Below are 21,567 nucleotides of genomic sequence, written 5' to 3' on the forward strand. Positions count from 1 at the left end.
GGTGCCGGAGGCGGTCGTCTGGCCCCTGGCGGTCGGCTTCGGCGCGCTTGTGGCGGCCCTGGCGGGCGGCTGGGCCGCCAACGCGGTCGCCGCCGACCGAGGCCCCACTCGGCACGAGCGGGCCCTTGCCCCCGCTCCAGGACCCGGATGCGCGCGGTTACGACAAAAGGAAGGGCAGCGCGGATACGCTGCCCCATAGCTCAGCCGTACCCTTAGCGGTAGACGACCTACTGGGGTTGGCCCAATCCAACCCAGCTGCCGTTCTGATTTGCGTAAATCTCAATCCACGGGTAGTACCACGAGATACAGCCATAGCCGAAGACCCAGTTACAGAATTGTGCCTGTACTCGCGATACGTGCGTTTCGCCATTGGAGTGCCAGTAGGACCAGCCGCGGTCCTCGGTCCACTGCACGAACTGGAACGCTGCGTTCACGTCCGAGAATGACTTACTCCACTGTTCATTCCAGGTGTTCCATCCATCGTAACACCAGGTCTTGTACTGCCAAATCTTGTAGGCTGTGAAGCCAAGAAGAGTCTTGCCCTCGACAGAGTGGGTCACCTGAGGTGAACAGGCTTGGATCCACACGTCACCGCCCTGACGCGATCCGGCAAGCGAGGAGGCGCTAGTCCTCGTGTCGACAGGACCGGCCGCCTCATCGACTTGGATTGTGACGCTCACGATCTCCATTGCCTTGATCTAGGACTCCTTCTCCTTCTCTGTCATGGAGTCCCATACCTTGTCTCCGCCCGGAGACGTGAGACGCTTGGCGAGATCCTGCACGAACTCAGGGTCCATGAACCGCTCGTCAACGGTGGAGCCGGCCGCGACTGCAGATTGGGGCAGTACCACCGCGCTGAGCAAGACGGCAATAACGATGAGAATACGCTCCAGTCTCATGACACACCTCCTTTCAAGGAAGCATGCATCCGTACACCACCACATCTGGGTAGGCACTACTTGTACCATGATGGGTTTGTGTTCATCATAGACCATACGCGCTTGTTAGTCAATACTCTCGCTGCGGTTTTTCTTTCGAGCGATTCCCGTGCGCGCACTTGCGCTAACGCTGTCGTCGTGGGATACTCAGAGCATCAGGAGCGCGCCTGAAGGGAGTCATGGAGATGGACAGGATCGTCGACTTCGCAGCCTTTGCAATTATCGCCACTTTCCTGGTCATGCTACTCGTCGGCGTGCTACGTGTGCTGTACTCGCCAATATGGGGGAGTAGGAGAAAGCGGCCTGGAGAGGATCCTCGCCGGCACGAGAGTTGATCCCCTAGCGTAGGCCCATCCAATCCGGCCAGCCCTGATTAGCGCCGCTGCCCAGCGCGGTATCATTCGTGCCGTCCGCATCAGCGTATCCTGTGGAGGAGATCGTCGATGGCCGGGAGCGGGGTCCGCGGCGCGATCGCGGGCACGGTGGTCTTCCTGGCGGCGCTGATCGCCGCAATGGCCGGGATGATGCTGGTGGCGCCGTTTGGGCTGACGGTCCCCGAGGCGGTCGTCTGGCCCCTGGCGGTCGGCTTCGGCGCGCTTGTGGCGGCCCTGGCGGGCGGCTGGGCCGCCAACGCGGTCGCCGCCGACCGCTCGCGCAGCCGCTTCTACGCCATCAGCGGCGCGACCGAGGCCGCCGCCGTCCTGGTGATCATCGTCACCAGCGTGCTGCGCCTGACCGCGGCCCGCGCCGTCGTCCCCAACCTCTTCTCCCTGATCGTCATCACCGCCGCCGTGCTGGCGCTGATCGTCAACGCCGTCGTCTGGCGCTACCGCGGCAAGACCTCCAGCCTCCGGCGCGACCTGACCGCGACCGCCGGGCTGCTCGCCCTGGGCATCGTTTTCGTCCTCACCGGGATCACCGTCACCTGCTCCGTCACCACCTGCACGCCATAACCATTCCGGTTCCGCCTCGACGTGCGGAAACCCAAAAGCACTGGCGACCTCGCCCGGTCCTCTGTACATCGCTCCCCTCTCCCAACGTTGGGAGAGGGGTCGGGGGTGAGGGCCGCTCCTCGGCGCCTGCTCCTTGCTGGCATCCGCGCCCGTGGTGAATGATTGTGCTCAGGAAGCGAGTCCGGGCGCTGAGTGGGGGTGAGCACTTGTCGACCGCGGCGCAGATCTTACTCGGGAAAGGAGTCTACCGGACTCCCGACGGCAAGCGGGCGGCACGCTACGCCGGAGCCATACCGCGAGCGGTGGGCAGCATCATCGACTGGTTCATCTGCTTCTTCTGGTTCATCTTCTCGGCCCTGGGATCAAGTTTCCTCTGGAACACCTTCGCCGGTCCCGATGCCGAGGAGGAGGCAGGGCTGGCCGGCTGGGCCTGGCTCGCGGTCGTCGCGATCGGCGTCGTCGCATACTTCACCCTGACCGTCGCGCGCGGCGGCACCGTCGGCATGCGCATCCTTCAACTCCGCATCCTCGACCCGGAGACCGGCGAGCCTCCTCGCCGCTCACGTGCGTTGATCCGGGCGCTAATGGCCGCAACCCTGGGAGGGGCATTCCTGGTCCTTGCCAACTTCGTGCTCAGCGGCAGAAGCGCCACATCAGAGACCACGGCCGGCTACGCGCTGCTCATCACCTCGTTCTTGCTGCTGATAGCCGGGATGTGGAGCCACCTCTACGCACTGTTCGACCCGCGCGGCCAGACCCTCCAGGATCGCCTGGCAGGTGTCGTCGTCGTGGTCAGGATGATCGACATCCCCGAGGATCTCGTCATCTTCGACCGACCCGAAACGCCCGATACTTCGCCAGAGCCATCGCCCGCAAAGGCGGAGCCACTTCCCAATCGCAAGAACCGCAAGCGCCGCCGGCGGTGATGGACTCTACGGATCCTGGTGCGGAAGCGCATACCCGGGGGTAAACCCCCGAGCTCACAACGAAAGCCGGCTTTGGAGTGCGGCGGCCCGAGCCGCCGCTTTGGTATGGCGCGGCGTGAGCCGCGCCGGGGTCGGTGCCGCACCGGCGTCGCGGCACGGGTTGGGTGGTGCGAAGGATCCCGCGGTAGTTCGGGGCCAGGGGTAGGTGGTGTAACGTATCCCGCCGATCGGTTCGTGCCCGGGGCTCAAGCCGCCGGGCTGAATAGTGGGTAAGCCCACTGAAGGAGCTGTGATGGCGACATCCAGGCGTATCCAATCCGGCAGCCAACCGGACGCGGCGTCCCCCAGCCCCATCAGTGGGCTTCGCCTTCTCAGCCCGGCGGCTTGAGCCCCGGGCACGGGCCGGGCATTGAGCACCCGATCACCTGGGTCTCAGCCCTGTGGTCGCAGGCTGCCCGCGGGTCTACCGGGCCAATTCGTCGAACGTCGTAACGCCAGACGTGCGCCAACCGGATCCTACGACCGCACGTCGAGGTCGAAGAGGTGGGTCAGGGCCTGGGCGTAGTCGTCGCGGGTCTCGGGGTCGGCCTCGCGCAGGCGCGTGACCGGTTCGTGCACGATCTTGTTGACCAGTCCGTGAGCCAGCGCGCGGACGACCTCCCGGTCGCGCTCGCTGAGGTGACCGAGGCGCCGCAGGGCGCGCTCCACCTCCTGCTGCTCCACGGCCTCGACCCGTGCCCGCAAGCCGCGGATCACCGGCACGGCCTCGCGGCCGTGGCACCAGGTGGTGAAGGCGGCGACCTCCTCCTCGATGATCGCCTCGACCTGGGGGATGACCTCCTGCCGCTCGCGGAGGTTCTCCTCGCGAATGTCGTGCAGCGCGTCGATGTCGCGGAGGTAGACACCGGGGAGCGTGGCCGCAAACGGGTCCACGTCGCGCGGGACGGCGATGTCGATCAGGAGGAGCGGGCGGCCGTTCCGCTGCGCCGCCACCGGCTCCAGCCGGTCGCGCGTCAGCACTGGCTCGCGGGCGCCGGTCGCGGTGACGGCGATATCGGCCTCACGCAGCGCCGCGTCCAGGTCCTCCCACGGCACGACGCGGCCGCCGATCTCGCGGGCGACGAGTGCCGCACGCTCCGGCGAGCGGTTGCAGACGGCGACGTCGCGCGCACCGTGCGCCACCAGGTTCCGCGCGACCAGTTGCCCCATCTCCCCGACGCCGACCACCAGCGCCCGCCGGCCGTCCAGGTTACCCAGGATCGAGCGTGCCAGCTCGACCGCCGCGTGGCTGACCGACCCGGCGCCGCGGCTGATCGCGGTCTCACTGCGGGCACGCTTGCCCGCGACGACCGCGTAGGTGAAGAGCCGCGAGAGGATCGGTCCGATCGCCCCGGCGCCGCGCGCCCACTCCGCGGCCGTGCGCACCTGCCCAAGGATCTGCGGCTCGCCGACAACCAGCGACTCCAGCCCCGCCGCGACGCGGAACAGGTAGCGCGCTGCGTCCGTCCCGGTCAGGCAACGGGTATGGGTCGCGAGGGTGTCCGCCGGCAGCCCCGCCCGCGCGGCAATGAGGGGCAGGGCGCGGGCCGCGGCGTCCGGCGACCGGCCGAGCAGGTAGATCTCCGTCCGGTTGCAGGTGACGAGGGGGACGATCTCCTCCGCGACCGGCTGGAGATCAGCCACCAGCGCACCGAGGGCCGCGTCGTCGAACGCCAGCCGCTCGCGCACGTCGAGCGGCGCGCTGCGGTGCGTCACAGCCAGGAGCGTCAGGTGCGACAGGATCATGCCGTGCTCGTCCTCCGGCGACGTCAGGCCGCCGCCTCCCGCATCGCCGCCATCGCGGCCTCGGCGGTCCGCTCCAGGTCCTCGGGTGTGTGCGCCAGCGACACAAAGGCGGCTTCGAACTGCGACGGCGCGAGGTAGACCCCGCGCGCGAGCATCGCCTGATGGAAACGGGCGTAGCGCGTCGTGTCGGCGGCGGTGGCACTGGCGTAGTCCGTGACCGGCCCCTCAGTGAAGAAGCCGGTCAGCATCGAGCCGACCCGGTTGACGGTCAGCGGCACACCCGCCGCCTCGGCGGCGCGGGTCATCCCCTCGGCGAGCTGGGCACCGAGCGCCTCCAGCCGCTCGTACGTGCCCGGCTCGCGCAACAGCTCGAGCGTGGCGATACCCGCCGCCATCGCCAGCGGGTTACCCGAGAGGGTGCCCGCCTGGTAGACCGGTCCCAGCGGCGCCATCTGCTCCATCAGGTCGCGCCGCCCGCCGTAGGCCCCGACCGGCAGCCCACCGCCGATGATCTTGCCCAGGCAGGTCAGGTCGGGCAGCACGCCGTAGCGCTCCTGCGCCCCGCCCGGCGCCACCCGGAAGCCGGTGATGACCTCGTCGAAGATGAGCAGCGCGCCGTGCTCTCGGGTGATCTCACGCAGCCCTTCGAGGAAACCCTTGGCCGGTGGGATGATGCCCATGTTCCCCGCAACGGGCTCGACGATCACCGCCGCGATCTGGTCGCCGCTCTCCGCGAAGGCGGCTTGCACGGCGTCGAGGTCGTTGAACGGCAGCGAGATGGTATCGGCCGCGGTCCCGGCGGTGACCCCCGGCCCGCTCGGGATGCCGAGCGTCAGCACGCCCGATCCGGCGGTGGACAGCAGCGCGTCGGCGTGCCCGTGGTAGCAGCCGGCGAACTTGACGATCTTGTCCCGGCCCGTGGCGCCGCGCGCCAGCCGGAGGGCGGACATCGTCGCCTCGGTGCCCGAATTGACGAAGCGCACCATCTCGATCGACGGCACCATCTCGACCACCAGCCGCGCCAGCTCCGTCTCGGCCTCGGTCGGCGCGCCGTAGCTGGTGCCCCGGTCGACCGCCTCGTGCAGCCGCGCGGTGACGGCCGGGTGGGCATGACCGGCAATGAGCGGCCCCCACGAGCAGACGTAGTCGATGTAGACGTTGCCGTCGATGTCGGTCAGGCGCGCGCCCTGCCCCCGCGCGATGAAGGGCGGCGTGCCGCCCACGGCCCGGAAGGCCCGCACCGGGCTGTTCACCCCGCCCGGCATGTAGCGCTGCGCCTCGGCAAATGCCCGCTCCGAACGCGTCATCCCCTGCCCTCCAATAGACCCCGCCTCCACCTGTGTCAGTCTCCCTGCCCGGCGACCCGCGCTGCGAGCGGCGCCCCGGCCTCTTCGGCCAGCCAGCGCGCGGCTTCCTTGGCGTGATAGGTGATGATCGCCCCGGCACCGGCGCGCTTGATCGCCGTCAAGGCCTCGAGCACCGCGCGCCGCTCGTCGATCCAGCCGTTCAGCGCGGCCGCCTTCAGCATGCTGTACTCGCCGCTCACGTTGTAGGCGAGCACCGGCACGTCGAAGCGCGCCCTCGCCTCGGCCACGACATCGAGGTACGGCAGCGCCGGCTTGACGATGATGGCGTCGGCCCCCTCCTCGATGTCGGTGGCGATCTCCGCCAGCGCCTCACGCCGGTTGCCCGGGTCCATCTGGTGCGAGCGCCGGTCGCCGAAGCTCGGTGTCGACTCGGCGGCGTCGCGGAAGGGACCGTAGAAGGCGGAGGCGTACTTCGCGGCGTAGGAGATGATCGGCGTCTGGGTGAACCCAGCCTCGTCCAGCGCGCGCCGGATCACCTTCACTCGCCCGTCCATCATGTCCGACGGCGCGACGGCGTCGGCCCCCGCTGCGGCCTGTGAGACGGCGGTCCGGGCCAGCAGCTCCAGCGTCGGGTCGTTGGCCACCTCACCGTCGATCAGGATGCCGCAGTGGCCGTGGTCGGTGTACTCGCAGTTGCAGACATCGGTGATGACCACGAGATCGCGATCGACCGCCTTGATCGCCCGCACCGCCTCCTGCACCACGCCGTGCTCGTCGTAGGCGCCGCTGGCAACAGCGTCCTTCGTCTCCGGGATACCGAAGAGCAGCACCGCGCCAATGCCGTGCCGTCGCAGGTCTTCCACCTCGGCCGGGAGCTGATCGACGCTGATCTGGTCGACGCCCGGCATCGAGGGCACCGGGCGGCGCACCCCATGCCCATAGGTGATGAAGAGGGGATAGATGAAGTCGTCCGCCGACAGGCGCGTCTCGCGCACCAGGCGTCGCAGGCCCTCCGTCCGGCGCAACCGGCGGAAGCGGCGGAACGACATCTCGCTCGGATCGGGCAGGCTCATGCGCGGCTCCTCTCTGCATCCGCCACCAGCGCGGCAACCAGGCCGGGAATCGAGTGTTCCTCGGCGACCAGATCGACCCGCAGACCCAGTTCGTGCGCGGTCGCGGCGGTGATCGGGCCGATGCAAGCGACCCGCGCGCGGTTGATGAGGTCGACCCGCCCGGACGCGAGCGCCACGAGGTTGCGCGCCGTCGAGGAACTGGTCAGTGTCACCACGTCGATCTCCCCCGCCTCCAGCGCACGCAGCCCCGGCGCATCGGGCGGGAGCTCGGTCCGGTACGCGACGACGACGTCGACCGTCGCGCCCGCCGCGCGCAGGCCGTTCGGCAGAACATCCCGCGCTTGCTCGGCGCGGGGCAGCAGCACGCGCTTCCCGGCGACGTCTCGTGCGATCAGCCCCACCAGCAGCGCCTCGGCGATGAACCGGTCCGGCACGAAGTCGACGCGCACCCCCCGCGCGCGCAGGCGCTCGGCCGTCGCTGTCCCAATCGCCGCCACGCGGGCACGATCGAACGCACCGGCATCCAGGCCCAGCGCGTCGAGCCGGGCGAACACCACGTCAACCGTGTTGCTACTGGTGAACAGGACCCAGTCGTACTCGTGCAGCCGCCGTAGCGCGTTGTCCAGGGGTGCGAGGTCATCCGGTGGGACGATCTGGATCACCGCCATCTCCACCGGTTCCGCCCCCTCGGCCCGCAGCCGAGCGCTGAGGTCGCCGGCCTGACCCGCGGCACGGGTGACCAGCACCCGCAGCCCCGCCAGTGGGCCGCGCGCAGACTCCTCCGAGACGACGTCGCCTCCCATGATCGCCCTCACACCGGCAGCGGATCGGCGCTCGCCAGCGAGCGCTGTACTTCAACAGCCAGCGCCCCGGCACGGGCCTCCGCCTCAGCCGCCGGCAGCGTCCAGGTCGCCAAGCGCACGCGGGTCATCGCCTCGTCGCCCAGCATGACCCGCAGCGTCACCGTCTCGCCGCTGACCGTGGCGTGGGCGCCGATCGGGGAGCGGCATCCACCGCCGAGCGCGCGCAGGAACGCCCGCTCGGTCCGCGCTGCGAGCGCCGCGGCGGGGTCGTTGATCGCAGCAAGCAGGTCGTTCACTGCCGCATCGTCCGCGCGGCACTCGATCGCCAGCGCCCCCTGGCCCGGCGCCGGGACGAAGTCGTCCAGCGACAGGAACTCGGTGATCTGGTCCTGCCAGCCCATGCGCAGCAGCCCGGCGGCGGCCAGGATCGCCGCGTCCACCTCACCCTCGCGCACCTTGCGCAGGCGCGTATCGAGATTTCCTCGGAGCTCGACCGCCTCGAGATCAGGCCGCAGACGCCGCAGCGCGACCAGGCGGCGGCGGGAACTGGTCCCGACGCGCGCGCCCGATGGCAGGTCCGCCAGCGAGCGGCCGTCGCGCGAGACCAGCACGTCCCGCGCATCCTCGCGGCTGAAAAAGGCGCCGATGACGAGGCCCGGCACCGGCTCCGTCGGCAGATCCTTGGCGCTGTGCACGGCCACGTCGATCGTGCCGTCCAGGAGCGCGGACTGGAGCTCTCGGGCGAAGACTCCCTGCCCCCCGATGACGGCCAATGGGGTACGCTTATCGCGGTCGCCCGCGGTGCTGACGATCGTCTCCGTGAATTCGAGATCGGGGCGCAGGTCAGCGAGGGCAGCCATCACGCGGCGGGTCTGCTCCCGCGCCAGTGCGCTTCCGCGGGTGCCCAGACGCACCTGGAGCCGAGGCGACGGGACGGAAGTCACGGCCGCACCTCCCCTTCGGGGTGCCTGGCAGGCTCGACGGGGCACTTCGAGCCGGGGTGAATCATGAGGAGGGCTCCGATCCCTTCGCGGTGAGCGCATCCGCGCCCGATGCGGGCGAGACGGACCGGCGCACAGATTCTCGGCAAAGTTGCCTAAATCTGTGCAAACCTTAACATCGTTTTCATTCTACGTGCCGCTGTCGCGGGGTGTCAAGGCGCATCGCGCATACACACGTGGTATGATTCAGCGCGCTGCGGCGGCCGCCCGGTCGCCGTGTCGCGCTGCCGGGCTGTTTGACATGCTGGCAGGCATTTGATAGGATTACGGGTCGTGGGTTCGGCGTCCACGGCTTTTGTTTTGCCGGGATCACGCGGGGGGACGCTCAGTGTACGCGGTAGTTGAGACTGGCGGGAAGCAATACCGGGTAGCGGTCGGCGATCGTATTGAGGTCGAGCGCCTCGACGCCGAGCCAGGAACTGACGTGACCCTGGACCGGGTGCTCCTGGTCGCTGACGGCGAGGATGTGCGCGTGGGCACGCCGGTCGTCGAAGGCGCCCGGGTCGTCGCCAGCGTGGAAGATCAGATCAAGGGCAAGAAGGTCATCGTTTTCAAGTTCAAGCCCAAGAAGCGCTACCGGCGCAAGCAGGGGCACCGCCAGCAGTTGACCCGCTTGACCATCAAGGAGATCGTCGCCTGACGCGACGCCGCACCTGCGGGAGCCAAGGCACGGAGGAGAGACATGGCGCACAAAAAGGGAATGGGCAGCTCCCGGAACGGGCGCGACAGCAAGTCCAAGCGGCTGGGTGTCAAGCGCTACGACGGTAACGTCGTCCGCGCCGGCTCCATTCTCGTTCGCCAGCGCGGGACGAAGTACTTCCCGGGCAACAACGTCGGCATGGGTCGCGACTTCACCCTCTTCGCCCTCATCGACGGCACGGTGAAGTGGGAGCGGATCCGCCGCGACCGGCGCCGCGTCAGCGTCTACCCGCTGGCCGAGACGGGTGCTTCGACCGAGGCGGCCGCCGCGGACTAAGCACCGACCAATCGGCGCAACGCACGAGGAACAAACACTGATGAAGCCGGGAATTCACCCCAATTACCAGGACGCGACGGTTATCTGCTCCTGCGGCAATACCTGGAACACGAGGTCGACCAAGCCGCTCCTGCGCATCGACCTCTGTCCGAATTGCCATCCGTTCTATACCGGTGAGCAGCGGATCGTCGACACGGCCGGCCAGGTGGAGCGCTTCATGAAGCGCCTGGAGGCCGCCTCCGAGACGCCTCGCAAGAAGAAGGCGGAGCGGCGGCAGAGGAAGCTCGAGCAGCGGGCGCGGAACCAGCGGCAAGAGCAGCAGCTCCTGGTCACGCCCGATGAGGACACCCCCGAAGGGGAGCCAGCGAGCTAACACGGGTATCCGTCGCGTGCGACGGTTCAACGAGCCGTGACCAAGATCGGCGCGTGCGGATACCTGCACGCGCCGATGGTTTTTCGGGACTATTGTCACGGTTGCGTAATGGCGCAATGGATCCATCTTCCGCCGCCATGCGTTATACTCAGTGAGAGGGGTCGAAGCGCACCGCGGCGCCCCTCACACCGGGCCAGCGCCGCACCCCTCATCATCACACGCAAGGAGTGAAGAGACGATGCCCGGACCCCTGTCTGTCTCACCACGACCCAATGAGATGAGCGAACTGCAGCTCCAACGCGAGGGCTTCTCGCCGGAAGAGATCGCCCGCCTGCGTGAGCTGCGTGATGCCTATCCCTATATCGAGTACGTGGATACCCGCCGTGAGTGGCAGCATCTGCGCTTCGTGAAGTGGCTCTACGCGCGTGGCCAGTTCAAGTCCTGATGCGTGATCCGCTGCTCACCCAACGGGCGCGTCCGGTGTTTCCTCGGCGCGCCCGTTTCCGTGCGCCGCACCGGGATCCTCGCCCGCTCCAGGCCGCCGAACCCCTTGCCTGCGCGGCCGCGCCCACTATACTTGAACCCCCGGAGCGGCCAGGTGCACGGAGCGCTGGCTCGCGGTCCCATGCGGTCCTCGGGCATCGGTCGCCCGCTACAGAAAGGACAACTCACGAATGACCTATGTCATTGCGCAGCCCTGCATCGGGCTCAAGGATGCCTCCTGCGTTGAGGTGTGCCCGGTGGACTGCATCCACTCCGACGACGAGGCCGAGCAGTACTTCATCAATCCCGACGAGTGCATCGACTGCGGCGTGTGCGCCGAGGTCTGCCCGGTGGAGGCCATCTTCTTTGAGGACGACCTGCCCGAGCAGTGGGCCGACTTCCTGCGCATCAACCGCGAGTACTTCCAGAAGTAAGTGGAGGCCCGCACCGGTTGGTACCGGATACGGGCACACCTCGTTTCGTGACCTGACATCCTGCGACTGCGCCGGGACCGCTGAGCGCCGGTCCCGGCGTTTCCGTCCGAGTCGAAGGATCTCTTCCCAGCTCCCCTCTCCCAGGGTTGGGAGAGGGGTTGGGGTGAGGGCCGCTACCCCCTACAGCTTCCCCTCCGCGCGCAGCTCCGCCGCCACGGCCTCGGCCGCATCGGCTGCCGCCTCCAGCGTCTCCTGCACGTCCCGCTCGTCGTGCGCCGTCGAGAGGAACCAGCGCTCCAGGTGGTAGGGGTGGAAGTAGACGCTCCGGCGGAGCATCTCCTCGTGGAAGCGATCGAAGATATCGACGCTCGTGTACGCCAGCGCGTCGCGGTAGTTGCGGATGCGGTCGAGGTCCGGCGCTCCCGGCTTGGCGAAGAAGATGTGCCAGATCGGCCCGACGCCCTGCACGATGTTCCGCAGCCCGGCCTCACGGCAGGCGTCCCCGATACCCTGGCAGATCCGCTCGCCGAACGTGTTCAGCCGGCCCCAGAGTTCGTCTTTTCGCTCGCGCATGGTGCGCAGCACGACGTTGGCCGCGGCCAGGGCCACCAGGTTGGCGGTGTAGGTGCCGCCATGCATCACCTCGTTGCGCGCCTCCAGGTCCATGACCTCCTCGGAGCCACCGAAGGCCGCGATCGGGTAGCCACCGCCGAGCGCCTTAGCCATCGTCGTGATGTCGGGCGTCACCCCGTAGAGCTCCTGGGCGCCGCCGGGAGCGACCCGGAAGCCGGTAATCACCTCGTCGAAGATGAGCAGCGCCCCGTACTGTCGCGTGATGTCGCGCAGGAACTCCAGGTAGCCCGGCTCGGGTGGGATCAGGCCGCTGTTGGCCTGGATCGGCTCGACCAGCACCGCGGCGATGTCGTCGCCGTACCGGTCGAACAGCATCTCCATGTTCTCGCGGTCGTTGTACTGGGCGATCAGCAGCGCTTCCCCATAAGACGGGGGGATGCCGCGCGAACCCGGCCGAGGCTCCGGGCTGTAGGGAGCCGGGTTTTCGGAGTAGACATCCGGGTGGCTGCTCCAGTAGTGCGTGTCGGCGAACCCGTGGTAGCCGCCCTCCATCTGCACGATCTTGTTGCGCCCAGTGTAGGCGCGTGCCAGCCGCGCCGCGGCCATGGTCGCCTCCGTGCCGGAGTTGGCGAAGCGCACCTTGTCGACCCCCGGCACCATCTGCACCAGTTGCTCCCCGACCTCATAGTCGAGGTCATAGGGGAAGGTCGCGACGCTGCCCCGCGTGGTGATCGCCTCGACGACCGCGGCCGTCACCTCCGGCGGGTTGTGCCCGAAGATGAGCGGGCCGTAGCCGAGGCTGTAGTCGATGTACTCGTGGCCGTCGACGTCCCAGAAGCGGGAGCCCTGGCCCCGATCGAAGCAGAGCTCCAGGCCCTTCTTCAGCCGCGCGTAGGAACTCTCGCCACCGGCAATCGACTTCGAGATGCGCTCGAACATCGCGCGGCTCTTGTCGAGTGTGAACCGCTCCTCTGCCTGCACCCTAGACTCCTCTCTGACGGTCGCCCCGTTGGTGGGCACGCCATGCCAGACGAGTAACGAGGCGCCCCAGGATACTCATTCGCCGCGCCGATCCCGGCGCGGCTATACGACAGGCTGGCACAGCATGGTCCATGCAGCGAGTTGCGTCAAGAGGGTAAGCCGTAGCCAGGCAGCACGGGCGTCTCGCTCCGCCCATGCCGCCGTTTCCCTGTGCATCGGGCTCGGCGACACGCCCGCGCTACTGGCTTCTGGATAGGAGGCGGGCGGCCGCAGGTGCTACCCCTTGACCGCCCCGGCGGTCAGGCCCTGGATGATGCGCCGCTGGAAGATCAGGGTCAGGACGATCAGCGGGATCGTCACCACGACCGTCGCCGCCATCATCGGTCCCCAGGGGATCTCAAACCCGCCGCCGGTCTGCGGCGAGAAGTTAAAGATCGCCAGGGTGATGGTGTAGTGCTCCGGTGTCTGCAAGAACGAGAGCGCGTAGAGGAACTCATTCCAGGCGGCGATGAACGCCAGCAGGCCGGTCGTCACCAACCCCGGTGCCGAGAGGGGCAGCAGCACCTTCCAGAAGGTCTGGAACGGCGTCGCCCCATCCACGTAGGCCGCTTCCTCCAGGTCTTTCGGCATCTGCCGGAAGAAGCTCGTCAGCACCCAGACGGTGAAGGGCAGGGTGAAAATCAGGTAGCTGTAGACCAGCGCTCGGAGCGAGTTGTACATGTGGAACTCATTGACCAGCGTAAACAACCCGCCGAGCACCGACACCGCCGGGAACATCGTCATCGCCAGCACGATGTACAGCACCGGCGTGCGCCCGCGGAACTGGAACCGCCCCAGCGCGTACGCCGACGACGCCCCGATCGCGAGCGAGAGCAGCGTCACCGTGCCGGCGACGATCGCCGAGTTTAGCAGCGAGCGGAGGAAGCGCCGGTCGGTCAGGACCGTGCGGAAGTTGTCCCAGGTTGGATCGTCCGGCCAGTAGACGACCGGCGTGGTGAACTGCACGGAATTGGGCACGATCGCCGAACGGATCACCCAGTAGAACGGAAAGATGAGGTAGACGACGATGATCGCCAGCAGGATGTAAAACCCGATCCGTGAGAGGATGCGCGATTTCGACCCGCTCATGCCTGCTCCACCTTCAGCGTCGTCACGTAGGCCACCACGAAGATCCCGATGATCACGAAGATCCCGAGGCTGATGGCCGACCCGTAGCCGACATCGGCGAACGCCACGATGTTCTGCTGCGCGTAGATGGCCATCGTCTGGGTATCCAGGCGGGTGCCGAAGACGACGTAGAACACGTCGAAGACGCGCAGCGCGTCCAGCGTGCGGAAGATCAGCGTCACCACAATCGCCGGCCGCAGCAGCGGCAGCGTGATCCGGAAGAACTGCTGGACCTTGCTCGCCCCGTCCACCGTCGCCGCTTCGTAGACGTCGGTCGGGATGACCTGCAGTCCGGCGAGGAGGAGGAGGGCGACGAAGGGGGTCGTCTTCCAGATGTCGACTGAGGCTATTGCGAACAGTGAGGTGCTCGGTTGCGAGAACCAGGCCACGTTGTGGTCGATGATGTGGAGGCGCACGAGGAGGTCGTTGATGACGCCGTAGACGTCGTGGTACATCCACTTCCACATCTGGGCCGAGATCACGGTCGGGATGGCCCAGGGTACCAGCATCGCCGCCCGCATCGGCCCGCGACCCGGGAAGTTCGAGTTCACCACCAGCGCGATCAGCAGCCCCAGGATGAACTCAAACACCACGGTGATGACGGTGAACTTCACCGTCACCCAGATTGCACTGCGGAAGGTCGTATCCTGCACCAGGAAGCGGTAGTTCTCCAGGCCGACCCACTCGCCCGGAGTCAAGCTCCCAAGGCGCTCATTGGTGAAGCTGTAGTAGATCGTCTGTCCGAGGGGGACCAACGCGACCGCCGCGACAACCGCGACGGTGGGGAGCAGAAGGATCCAGGCGAGCCGCCGTTGCCGCTCGGCCAGATCGAGCACCCGGCGCGGGCGCTTCGGGACGGCGAGCTCCTTCTCCTCGACCGCGGTGCCGCCCATTCCGGCCTCCGTTCGATCCTGGGGGCGGACAGGCGCCCGCCCCCGTCCTCATCCGCGCACCACGCGCGGCACCGTACCGATCCCTCGGCGTGGCGCCTAGCCCGCGGCGCGCTGCATCTGCTGTGCCGTCTGCGGCACGACCTGCGCGGCGTCCTGGCCATTCAGGATCGCATTGACGCCCTGGAAGAACGCCGTCGAGACCTGATTGTACCGCTCGCCGGTCTGGGTGGACGGCCGGGTAACGCGTACCACCTCCTGCATCGGCTCCAGGAACGGCATCTTCTCGAGCACGGCCGCCTCGCCCGCCACCGACGGGATCGTCGGGACGAACGAGCCCACCTGCGCCCGGTAGGACTGCACCTGCGGGCTGGTCATGTAGCGCACGAACTCGATCGACGCCTCCGGGACTCGCGAGTACCGCGACACGGCCAGTTGCCAGCCACCCACGGTACCGACGTGATCCTGCCCCTCGGCCGCCGGGATCGGAGCGACCCCGACGTTCCCCTTGATCGGGGAGTCCTCGCCCGTCGCAAGCGCGTAGACGTACGGCCAGTTGCGCAGGAACGCGGCGTTACCGCCCTGGAAGACGTTGCGCGAGTCCTCTTCCTGGTAGGACGTCACGCCCCGCGGGCAAATCGTGCCGATCCAACCGCGGACCCGGTTGAGCATCGCGATCGCCTCGGGGTTGTTGATGGTGATGTTCCCCTGCTCATCCATCAGGGTGCCACCGCCGGTCGAGGCGAGCCACTCCAGAGCATTGCAGGTCAGACCCTCGTAGGCGTTGCCCTGGAAGACGAAACCGCCGAAGTTGGGGTTGGACGCCTGCTCCCCTTCGACGATCGTCCGCGCCATCTCCTCCAGCTCATCCCACGTCGCCGGTGGGTTGCTGAAGCCGTACTTGTCGAGGAGATCGGTGCGGTAGTACAGCATGCCGAAGTCGGCGAACCAGGGGATGGCCACGAGCTTCCCATCAACGGTGTTGTTCTGGATGATCGTCTCGTAGTGCTGCGCCGCCTCTTCGCGGAATGCGTCGGTCAGGTCAAGCAGGTGCTGGGCGAAGGCGCCCGGCCAGATGACGTCGATCATCATGACGTCCATGTCGGGCGACTGCGCCTGGAAGAGGCGAAGGTACGTCGCATAGTTCTCGGTTGAACTCTGCGGCTTGGGCACGATGTTGATATTGATACCCGTCGCCTCGGTGAAGGCTCGTGCGAGCTGCTGATCCAGCTCGCCACCGATGCCGACGGTATCGCCGTAGTAGGTGATCGTCTGGCCGCTGTACTGGCTCGCGGCATCGGCGTTGAAGACCTCAGGCGGCGTCTCGAGCGTGTAGGTCGCCCCGCCCGTGGGCGAGCCGGACGGAGTTGCCGCGGCCGAGGTCGTCGGAGACGCGGCCGGCGACTCAGCAGGCGTTGCGGCCGTGGTCGGCGTGGTCGCCGCCCCACCGGACGTCGTGGACGTCGCCTCGCTGCCGCCGCCACCGCCGCCGCACGCGGCCAGGAGCGCAGCGACCGCGGGCATCGACAATCCGAGAGCCGTTGCCCGGCGCAGCACGTCGCGCCGGCTAAGCCGTCCCGAAAGAGCCGCGCGATACAGGTCCTGGTACCTGCGATCGTGAATCGTCACGAGTGTCTCCTCCTACATGTCCCGGCTCGAAACGAGCCCACCGATTCGATCGCGATGTGGAGTGGAGGGGGACCGCGCGTGGCGGCGTCCGGATCCAGCAGCGGTGTACCGCAGCATCGTTCCGACGGGGCCGATGCGCGCCTTGGATCAGCGCCGGGGCGGTCACGCCTCCTGGCGGTACTCTCCATTAGCCCGCGTCTCCTCCACCGACCGACCCGCCGCGTCGCCGGAGCGGGAGGAAGGGCGTACCCATACGACGTCGAAGCGGGAATAGCGCGCAAAGCAGATCGGCAAGCGTCCAGGGTCGATCCGCAGATTTTGTGCCGTGAACTGTCGTACAATCGCGGATGGGGCACTGCGGCATGGCGCTCGCGAGAAGTATGAAACACCTCCATTCGCCCACAGGGCCACGAAACGGAGTGACCCATGGTTGATTATAGCGGGTATCGAGGCACGGTACGGGCACCTGAATTTCCACCCGGCGACTGGTTTAACACCACCCGCCCGCTGGAGATCAAGGACCTACTGGGCAAGATCGTCATTCTCGACTTCTGGACCTATTGTTGAATAAATTGTTTACACATCCTCCCGCAGTTGCGGGAGCTCGAGCGCCGCTTCCCCGATGAGCTGGTCGTGATCGGGGTCCACTCCCCCAAGTTCCCAGCCGAGCGCCGGAGTGAGAGCCTGCGCGCGGCAATTCAGCGCTACGACGTCCACCACCCGGTTTTCAACGACGCGAACCTCGACGTCTGGACCCGCTACGCCGTGCGGGCCTGGCCGACCCTGATGTTTATTGACCCGGCAGGACGCGTCATCGGTCGGCACGAAGGAGAGGCGTCCGCCGACGACCTGGCGCGGGTCGTCCGTGAACTGGTCGATCAGTACGACGCGCAGGGGCTGATCGACCGCAGCCCGATCCCCGGCTTGCAGCCCATGGCACCGCCAGCAGGCACGCTCGCCTTCCCGGGGAAGGTGCTCGCCGACTCCGCCACCGACCGCCTCATCATCGCCGACTCCGGCCACCACCGATTGATCGTCGCCCGGCTCGACGGCAGCGATGCCTGGGTGATCGGCTCCGGCGAGGCGGGGCTGCGCGACGGCCCGGCGGCGACCGCGGCCTTCCACGACCCGCAGGGCCTCGCCCTCAACGGTGATTCCCTGTACGTCGCCGACACAGGCAACCACGTCGTGCGCCGGGTCGACCTCGCCGCCCGCACGGTCAAGACGATCGCCGGAACCGGCAAACTCGGCTGGAGCTACGCCCGGGCCGGAGCCGCCCGCGCCGTCGACCTCCGCTCGCCGTGGGATCTCGTCTTCCACGACGGCATCCTCTACATCGCCATGGCGGGGATGCACCAGATCTGGGCGCTCGACCTGGACGAGGACGAGTTGCGCCCCTACGCCGGCAGTGGTCGGGAAGCGATCCGCGACCACACGCTCCAGCGCGCCTGGCTGGCGCAGCCGAGCGGGCTGGCCACCGACGGCCACGTGCTCTACGTCGCCGACAGCGAGACGAGCGCCGTCCGCACGGTCACCTTCCCGCCCGGGGACGAAGTGCGGACCTTGGTCGGGATCGGCCTCTTCGACTTCGGCGACGTGGACGGCACCGGCGACGAGGTGCGCCTGCAACACCCGCTTGCCGTCGCGTACGGGGACGGCGTGCTGTACGTTGCCGACAGCTACAACCACAAGATCAAGCGGCTCGACCCGACCACCCGGCGCTGTGAAACGTGGCTGGGCGACGGCGAGCCCGGCGACACCGACGGGACCGGCACGGCGGCTCGCTTTCACGAGCCGGGCGGCCTGTCCCTGGCCGGGTCCCGGCTCTACATCGCCGACACCAACAACCACGCCATCCGCGTGGCCGACACCACCACCGGCGCCGTCACCACGCTCGCGCTGACGCTGTGACGCATGGCGGCGCCGGGCGCCGCGCGCCAATCCACGGACCACGCCGGCGCATTCCCCGCCGCACCTGCGTGCGTGGCGTGACATAGATACCCCCAGGGGGTATAATTGGGCATGAAGAGCGTGCACCGCGCAGGAGGGGAAGTACGTGACCGAGAAGCCGATCATCGAAAAGCCGAAGCAGGTCGACTCGTATCAGCATGACAAGCAGCGCATCCTGACCCGGCTGCGGCGCATGGAGGGACAGGTCCGCGGCGTCCAGCGCATGGTAGAGGAGGACCAGTACTGCGTGGACATCCTCACCCAGTTGTCCTCCATCATGGCCGCCGCCCGCAGCATCGGCCTGCTGCTCCTGGAGGACCATATCCGCGGCTGTGTCATCAATGCCGCGGACGACGAAAAGGAGGCCAGGATCCAGGAGCTGACCGAGGCGATCGACCGCTTCACCAAGAGCGTGGGGTAGGGATCAGGACGTGATGCGTCATGCGTCAACCGTCCCCCTCACCCCCGGCCCCTCTCGGACGGAGCCCACCAGGGGAGAGGGGAGCACCACGGGTGACGTATGACGCATGACGTGTGACGCATCACGCCTGACGCAGAAGGAATCGAACGTATGACCACAACCACCACACCACGCGGCGCCGCGCAGGCGCGACCGGAGGCCACGGCGACACTGCTGGTCGGCGGCATGACCTGCGCGTCGTGCGTCCGGCGGGTGGAGCGCGCGCTGGAGCGCATGCCCGGCGTCACCGCCGCGCAGGTGAACCTCGCGACCGAGCGCGCGACCGTGACCTTCGACCCGGCAAGCGTCTCGGTAGACGATCTGGTGCAGCGCGTCGAGCAAGCGGGCTACACAGCAGAGGTCGAAGCAACCGAACACGAGACGACGCCACACGACACGGCCGCCGTGGACCTCGCCATCACCGGCATGACCTGCGCCTCCTGCGTGCGCCGGGTGGAGCGGGCTCTGACGCGACTCGACGGGGTCGAGGCAGCCAGCGTGAACCTGGCAACCGAGCGGGCCAGCGTCACCTACGATCCCGAGCGGGTGAGCCTGGACCAGATCCTCCGCGCGGTGCAGGCCGGCGGCTACGGCGCCGAGGTCATCGCCGAGCCGGAGGAAATCAGCGACACGGCCGATGAGGACGAGGCCCGACGCCGGCGCGAGCTCACCCGCCTGCGCCGGGACGTGATCGGCGCGGCCGTCCTCACCGTGCCGACCGTCATCCTGAACATGTTCTTCATGTCGCTGATGAACGTGGAGTACGTGCTGCTGGCGCTGGCGCTCCCGGTTTGGGCGTACTTCGGCTGGCGCTTCCACCGGGCGGCACTCAAGAACCTGCGGCACGGCCAGTTCACCATGGACACCCTGGTCAGCCTCGGCACGACCGCCGCCTTCGGCTACTCCCTGGTGGGAACGCTCGTTCTCGGCCGCATGGATCAGATCTACTACGACACCGCTGCGGTCATCATCACCCTGATCCTGCTGGGGCGGTACTTCGAGGCGCGGGCCAAGGGCCAGACCTCCTCGGCCATCAAGAAGCTGCTCGGCCTGCAACCACGCACGGCGCGGGTGATCCGCGGCGGCGAGGCGATCGACATCCCGATCAGCCAGGTGCGAGCCGGGGACCTCGTCGTCGTGCGCCCCGGCGAGAAGATCCCCGTCGACGGCAGGATCATCGAGGGCCGCTCCGCGGTCGACGAGAGCATGCTGACCGGCGAGAGCCTGCCGGTCGAGAAGGGTCCAGGCGATGAGGTGATCGGCGCCACCCTCAACACGAGCGGGAGCTTCACCTTCCGCGCGACCAAGGTCGGGCGCGACACGGCCCTGGCGCAGATCATCCGCCTGGTCCAGCAGGCGCAGGGATCCAAGGCGCCGATCCAGGGGCTGGCGAACCGCGTGGCGAGTGTCTTCGTTCAGGCCGTGCTGGCTATCGCCGTGCTCACCTTCGCCGCCTGGATGCTCCTGACCGGCGACCTGACCCACGCCCTGCTGGCGACCGTCGCCGTGCTGGTCATCGCCTGCCCCTGCGCCATGGGGCTGGCCACGCCGACCGCGATCATGGTCGGGACCGGTCGAGGGGCAGAGCTGGGCGTCCTGATCAAGGGTGGCGAGGTGCTCGAGCGCGCCCGGGAGTTGACCACGGTGGTGCTCGACAAGACCGGCACCATCACCCGCGGCAAGCCCGCCGTCACCGACGTCGTCCCGGCCTCCGGCTTCAACAGCGCGGCCGACCCTGCCGCCGAACTGGTGCGCCTCGCCGCTGCGGTCGAGCAGCGCAGCGAGCACCCGCTCGGCGCGGCCATCGTTCAGCACGCACGTGAAGCCGGGATCGACCTCAGCGCCCCAGTGACCGACGTCACCGCCGTCCCCGGGCACGGCATCACCGGCACGGTCGAGGGCCGTCCGGTCCTGGTCGGCACTCGCAAGCTGCTGCGCGACCACGGGATCGCCCCCGACGGTCTGGAGGCGGATGCCGCGCGGCTAGAGGCCGAGGGCAAGACCGCCATGCTCGTCGCGGTCGACGGCCGGCCAGCCGGGGTGATCGCCGTGGCCGACACGGTCAAGCCGGGGAGCGCCGAGGCCATCGCCGCGCTCAAGCGGATGGGGCTCGACGTCGCCATGATCACCGGCGACAACCGGCGCACCGCCGAGGCGATCGCCCGGCAGGTCGGCATCGAGCGGGTGCTGGCCGAGGTCCTGCCGGGACACAAGGCCGACGAGGTGCGCCGGCTACAGGAGCAAGGCCACCGCGTCGCGATGGTCGGGGACGGTATCAACGACGCCCCGGCGCTGGCCCAGGCCGACGTCGGAATCGCCATCGGCTCGGGCACCGATGTCGCCATTGAGGCGAGCGACGTGACGCTGGTCGGGGGCGACCTCCGCGGCGTCGTGACGGCCATCGCCCTGTCACGCCGGACGGTCCGCACGATCAAGTGGAACCTGTTCTGGGCGTTCATCTACAACACGATCGGCATCCCGATCGCGGCTCTGGGCCTGCTGAACCCGATGTTCGCCGCCGCCGCCATGGCCTTCAGCTCCGTCTTCGTCGTGACCAACTCCCTGCGCCTGCGCCGGTTCGCATCCCGCCCGACGTCGAGTTAGCCAGCATAACGGGGCCGGGCGATGTATCGCCCGGCCTCTTCTCCTTCTATCGCCCTTGAACGGACCTGCTCGCGAGCGTGGCGCGTGTTCCCGGGGCGAGCGCCACTGCGCATCGGCGCCAGTTCCCAGGGGACATCAGACCGCACAAAGCCAGGCACGAGGCCCGGCCACTAGATGACGCGGTCGATCAACTCCTGGAGATCGGGGAGCTCGACCCCAATACCCGTGGTGAACAGGAAGCCCAGGAAGAGGCTGAAGATA

Annotated in this window: 20 protein-coding genes; 10 read left to right on the forward strand and 10 right to left on the reverse strand. The window is 68.0% G+C overall.

Annotation, left to right across the window (positions count from 1 at the left end; all coding sequences use genetic code 11):
• Window positions 1-698 precede the first annotated feature (698 nt).
• Entirely contained in the window at window positions 699-899 is a 201-nt protein-coding gene (locus IRZ30_RS07205; protein ID WP_294084216.1) for a hypothetical protein, read from the reverse strand.
• A 482-nt stretch (window positions 900-1,381) separates the two neighbouring features.
• Here IRZ30_RS07205 and IRZ30_RS07210 point away from each other — a divergent pair, with 482 nt between their 5' ends.
• Together IRZ30_RS07210 and IRZ30_RS07215 are read left to right on the forward strand one after the other, a co-directional pair.
• Window positions 1,382-1,891 (forward strand): hypothetical protein, encoded by a 510-nt coding sequence (locus tag IRZ30_RS07210; RefSeq protein WP_294084217.1) that lies wholly within the window; start codon window positions 1,382-1,384, stop codon window positions 1,889-1,891.
• A 206-nt stretch (window positions 1,892-2,097) separates the two neighbouring features.
• Window positions 2,098-2,817 (forward strand): RDD family protein, encoded by a 720-nt coding sequence (locus IRZ30_RS07215; protein ID WP_294084218.1) that lies wholly within the window; start codon window positions 2,098-2,100, stop codon window positions 2,815-2,817.
• Window positions 2,818-3,333: 516 nt separating this feature from the next.
• Here IRZ30_RS07215 and hemA read toward each other — a convergent pair.
• The 5 genes from hemA to hemC are packed head-to-tail and all read right to left on the reverse strand — an operon-like array spanning window position 3,334 to window position 8,729.
• The gene (gene hemA / locus IRZ30_RS07220) at window positions 3,334-4,602 is read right to left on the reverse strand and encodes a glutamyl-tRNA reductase (RefSeq protein WP_294084219.1); all 1,269 of its coding nucleotides are present in this window, start codon (window positions 4,600-4,602) and stop codon (window positions 3,334-3,336) included.
• A gap of 23 nt (window positions 4,603-4,625) precedes the next feature.
• On the reverse strand, window positions 4,626-5,909 hold the full coding sequence (hemL, locus tag IRZ30_RS07225; protein ID WP_294084220.1) for a glutamate-1-semialdehyde 2,1-aminomutase: 1,284 nt from the start codon (window positions 5,907-5,909) through the stop codon (window positions 4,626-4,628).
• A gap of 35 nt (window positions 5,910-5,944) precedes the next feature.
• Window positions 5,945-6,982, reverse strand: a complete 1,038-nt coding sequence (hemB, locus tag IRZ30_RS07230) for a porphobilinogen synthase (protein ID WP_294084221.1) — start codon at window positions 6,980-6,982, stop codon at window positions 5,945-5,947.
• Entirely contained in the window at window positions 6,979-7,785 is an 807-nt protein-coding gene (locus IRZ30_RS07235; protein ID WP_294084222.1) for a uroporphyrinogen-III synthase, read from the reverse strand. The genes hemB and IRZ30_RS07235 overlap by 4 nt, the downstream gene beginning before the upstream one ends.
• An 8-nt stretch (window positions 7,786-7,793) precedes the next feature.
• Window positions 7,794-8,729, reverse strand: a complete 936-nt coding sequence (gene hemC, locus IRZ30_RS07240; protein WP_294084223.1) for a hydroxymethylbilane synthase — start codon at window positions 8,727-8,729, stop codon at window positions 7,794-7,796.
• Between the two features lie 385 nt (window positions 8,730-9,114).
• Here hemC and rplU point away from each other — a divergent pair, with 385 nt between their 5' ends.
• The 5 genes from rplU (at window position 9,115) to IRZ30_RS07265 (ending at window position 11,052) form a co-directional block, all read left to right on the forward strand.
• On the forward strand, window positions 9,115-9,426 hold the full coding sequence (gene rplU, locus IRZ30_RS07245) for a 50S ribosomal protein L21 (protein WP_012872284.1): 312 nt from the start codon (window positions 9,115-9,117) through the stop codon (window positions 9,424-9,426).
• A 42-nt stretch (window positions 9,427-9,468) separates the two neighbouring features.
• On the forward strand, window positions 9,469-9,762 hold the full coding sequence (gene rpmA, locus IRZ30_RS07250) for a 50S ribosomal protein L27 (RefSeq protein WP_294084224.1): 294 nt from the start codon (window positions 9,469-9,471) through the stop codon (window positions 9,760-9,762).
• A gap of 40 nt (window positions 9,763-9,802) precedes the next feature.
• Window positions 9,803-10,135, forward strand: coding sequence for a 50S ribosomal protein L31 (gene rpmE, locus IRZ30_RS07255; protein ID WP_294084225.1), 333 nt, complete (start codon window positions 9,803-9,805; stop codon window positions 10,133-10,135).
• A gap of 277 nt (window positions 10,136-10,412) precedes the next feature.
• Window positions 10,413-10,580 (forward strand): hypothetical protein, encoded by a 168-nt coding sequence (locus tag IRZ30_RS07260; protein WP_294084226.1) that lies wholly within the window; start codon window positions 10,413-10,415, stop codon window positions 10,578-10,580.
• A gap of 229 nt (window positions 10,581-10,809) precedes the next feature.
• A complete protein-coding gene (locus IRZ30_RS07265; RefSeq protein ID WP_012872288.1) occupies window positions 10,810-11,052 on the forward strand; it encodes a ferredoxin family protein in 243 nt (80 codons plus the stop codon).
• Window positions 11,053-11,232: 180 nt separating this feature from the next.
• Here IRZ30_RS07265 and IRZ30_RS07270 read toward each other — a convergent pair whose 3' ends face one another.
• The 4 genes from IRZ30_RS07270 to IRZ30_RS07285 all read right to left on the reverse strand — a co-directional run bounded on the left by IRZ30_RS07270 (window position 11,233) and on the right by IRZ30_RS07285 (window position 16,292).
• The gene (locus tag IRZ30_RS07270) at window positions 11,233-12,606 is read right to left on the reverse strand and encodes an aspartate aminotransferase family protein (RefSeq protein ID WP_294084227.1); all 1,374 of its coding nucleotides are present in this window, start codon (window positions 12,604-12,606) and stop codon (window positions 11,233-11,235) included.
• 276 nt (window positions 12,607-12,882) lie between these two features.
• Complete coding sequence (locus IRZ30_RS07275; protein WP_294084228.1) at window positions 12,883-13,734, reverse strand: carbohydrate ABC transporter permease; 852 nt, start codon at window positions 13,732-13,734, stop codon at window positions 12,883-12,885.
• Window positions 13,731-14,666 (reverse strand): carbohydrate ABC transporter permease, encoded by a 936-nt coding sequence (locus tag IRZ30_RS07280; RefSeq protein WP_294084229.1) that lies wholly within the window; start codon window positions 14,664-14,666, stop codon window positions 13,731-13,733. The genes IRZ30_RS07275 and IRZ30_RS07280 overlap by 4 nt, the downstream gene beginning before the upstream one ends.
• A gap of 96 nt (window positions 14,667-14,762) precedes the next feature.
• A complete protein-coding gene (locus IRZ30_RS07285; protein WP_294084230.1) occupies window positions 14,763-16,292 on the reverse strand; it encodes an ABC transporter substrate-binding protein in 1,530 nt (509 codons plus the stop codon).
• 426 nt (window positions 16,293-16,718) lie between these two features.
• Here IRZ30_RS07285 and IRZ30_RS07290 point away from each other — a divergent pair, with 426 nt between their 5' ends.
• The 3 genes from IRZ30_RS07290 to IRZ30_RS07300 all read left to right on the forward strand — a co-directional run bounded on the left by IRZ30_RS07290 (window position 16,719) and on the right by IRZ30_RS07300 (window position 21,306).
• A complete protein-coding gene (locus IRZ30_RS07290) occupies window positions 16,719-18,203 on the forward strand; it encodes a thioredoxin-like domain-containing protein (protein WP_294084231.1) in 1,485 nt (494 codons plus the stop codon).
• A gap of 145 nt (window positions 18,204-18,348) precedes the next feature.
• Window positions 18,349-18,663 (forward strand): metal-sensitive transcriptional regulator, encoded by a 315-nt coding sequence (locus IRZ30_RS07295; protein WP_294084232.1) that lies wholly within the window; start codon window positions 18,349-18,351, stop codon window positions 18,661-18,663.
• A gap of 150 nt (window positions 18,664-18,813) precedes the next feature.
• Window positions 18,814-21,306 (forward strand): heavy metal translocating P-type ATPase, encoded by a 2,493-nt coding sequence (locus tag IRZ30_RS07300; protein WP_294084233.1) that lies wholly within the window; start codon window positions 18,814-18,816, stop codon window positions 21,304-21,306.
• Window positions 21,307-21,567 lie beyond the last annotated feature (261 nt).

The sequence above is a fragment of the Sphaerobacter sp. genome (genome assembly GCF_019683595.1).
Classification (GTDB): Bacteria; Chloroflexota; Chloroflexia; order Thermomicrobiales; family Thermomicrobiaceae; genus Sphaerobacter.